Origin of the sequence: Nostoc flagelliforme FACHB-838 (genome assembly GCF_014698065.1) — a bacterium.
In the GTDB taxonomy this organism is placed as follows: domain Bacteria; phylum Cyanobacteriota; class Cyanobacteriia; order Cyanobacteriales; family Nostocaceae; genus Nostoc; species Nostoc flagelliforme_B.
Genome location: NZ_JACJSI010000642.1, coordinates 1 through 2,286, shown reverse-complemented (window position 1 = coordinate 2,286; position 2,286 = coordinate 1). Strand labels below are relative to the sequence as shown.

The following is a 2,286-nucleotide window of genomic DNA, read 5'->3' as shown; positions in this document are numbered from 1 at the left end:
CATTATCGAGTTAGTCTGGCACTCATGTAAGGAATATATTGCTCATCGTTTATTTAAATCAGTGGATGAGTTAAAATCACTGCTAGATAACTTGTTGAATCAAGGCGAGTTAGCCATTAAGTGGCATCGGAAAATCAAAAACAAAGGTAATTTCAGTTATATTGCAGCTTAAATGCCGATTAGCTTACTGCATTATCATTGGTGGCGCAGCACATGTATTCGCTGCCTCCTTATGCTTTTATGGCTAAGGACTACACAACACAGGCGGCGCTATATACCCATCACCAGTACATTGCTGGCTTCCTGATGATTGGTGCGTTTGCCCATGCCGGCATCTTCTGGGTTCGGGATTATGACCCCGAGCAGAACAAAGGTAACGTACTTGAGCGTGTACTTCAGCATAAAGAAGCGATTATTTCACACTTAAGTTGGGTGTCGCTATTCTTAGGCTACCACACCCTCGGTCTGTACGTCCACAACGATGTTGTAGTTGCCTTTGGCACTCCTGAAAAGCAAATTTTGATTGAGCCAGTATTTGCTCAATTCATCCAATCTGCTCACGGGAAATTGCTGTATGGGATGGATACTTTATTATCTAACCCAGATAGTATCGCCTACACAGCTTGGCCTAACTACGGTAACGTTTGGTTACCAAACTGGACAGAAGCGATCAACTCCGGCACTAACTCCCTGTTCTTGACGATTGGGCCTGGTGATTTCCTGGTTCACCATGCAATCGCTTTAGGTTTGCATACTACCACCTTAATTTGTGTCAAGGGCGCATTAGATGCTCGTGCTACAAAATTGATACCTGATAAAAAAGACTTCGGCTTTACCTTCCCCTGCGATGGGCCTGGTCGGGGCGGTACTTGTCAAACTTCCTCTTGGGAACAGTCTTTTTATCTCGCTATGTTCTGGATGCTGAATCTCCTTGGTTGGGTAACTTTCTATTGGCACTGGAAGCATTTAGGTGTTTGGCAAGGTAACGTTGCTCAATTCAATGAGAACTCTACATATCTGATGGGTTGGTTCCGTGATTACCTGTGGGCTAACTCCGCTCAGTTGATTAATGGTTACAACCCCTACGGCACAAATAATTTGTCTGTCTGGGCTTGGATGTTCCTCTTTGGACACTTGGTTTGGGCAACCGGTTTCATGTTCTTGATTGCCTGGCGTGGGTACTGGCAAGAGTTAATTGAAACCCTAGTCTGGGCACACGAACGTACTCCGTTGGCTAACTTGGTTCGCTGGAAAGATAAGCCTGTTGCTCTGTCTATCGTCCAAGGTTGGTTAGTAGGTCTAGCTCACTTCACAGTTGGCTACATCCTTACATACGGAGCGTTTCTGATAGCATCAACCGCTAGTAAATTCGGTTGAAAATTTTTAAATCCTCTGACTTAGCCATCTCCCCCTCTCACCTGACGGTATAGAGGGGGATTTTTGTATTAATCCGAGACATTTTGCCGTCAAGTTTGTCTCTTTTGAAATTGCTTTTGGGTAACAACAGCCAGCTTGATTTGGTGTTGATACAACTCGATCGCTGTAGGCAAGATTTGCAGTACTTATACAGAGGTATAAATAGTTGCCAGAGTATAAAGTGAATGCTGTGAAAAGATGATTATAGTAGATTTATATACTCTATTGATGTGAATAACTCGGTAGAGTATTTTTGTGAGAATCACTGCCCTTGAGGAAGCGATCCGCCTTTGCCACTGCGCTCGACACATTTGTGCAGCAGTTGCCAATTCGCGCCGTTGTGCTTGGTAATGTTTACGATCCTACCTTCTCTGATGACAGGCGCAACTTTGTAGGGGTTCTGGCGGGCGATCGCCCGCCAGAACCTCCAGCGCATGAACACTGCAATTCAAGAGATCGCTAATCGCTATGGGCAATTGGTCGATCTGCACGGTCATTTTCTAAAGGGCAATCCATCCTAGTTCACGGCGACGATTGAGCCAAGCCTGCGGGGTGCTTCCGAAGTACGACGGGCTTTTCTACCCTATGTTGTTGGTAAATAACCTGAGTTCGGGATAATAAATCCTCAAAAGCCTTGAATTATCGTTGTTCGGTCTAAAGCTCTGTTTTCATTTATTGTCAATAAGACATATTGCTGAGATTATTTCATTTGTGAACCTTATTGACAAAATGATTCCACTTTTATCCCTGCTTTGATCAATACCTTAGCCAAAAGAAGAGGGTGAAGAGATAGGGCGCTCTGTAGTAGAGTTATTGTCTACCACAACGACAACTCAAACGCTACAATTCGCCCATGTTCGATATCCTATC

Annotated in this window: 1 protein-coding gene and 2 pseudogenes; all 3 read left to right on the top strand. The window is 44.3% G+C overall.

The window, feature by feature from the left end:
• Nucleotides 1–172: pseudogene (locus H6G97_RS50125) on the top strand (IS630 family transposase); the annotation flags it as partial.
• A gap of 14 nt (nt 173–186) precedes the next feature.
• Nucleotides 187–1,377 (top strand): annotated as a pseudogene (locus H6G97_RS50120) (photosystem I psaA/psaB family protein); the annotation flags it as partial.
• A 310-nt stretch (nt 1,378–1,687) separates the two neighbouring features.
• Nucleotides 1,688–1,879 carry a hypothetical protein gene (locus H6G97_RS50115; RefSeq protein WP_190947657.1) on the top strand — a complete coding sequence of 64 codons (192 nt, stop codon included), beginning with the start codon at nt 1,688–1,690 and terminating at the stop codon, nt 1,877–1,879.
• Nucleotides 1,880–2,286 lie beyond the last annotated feature (407 nt).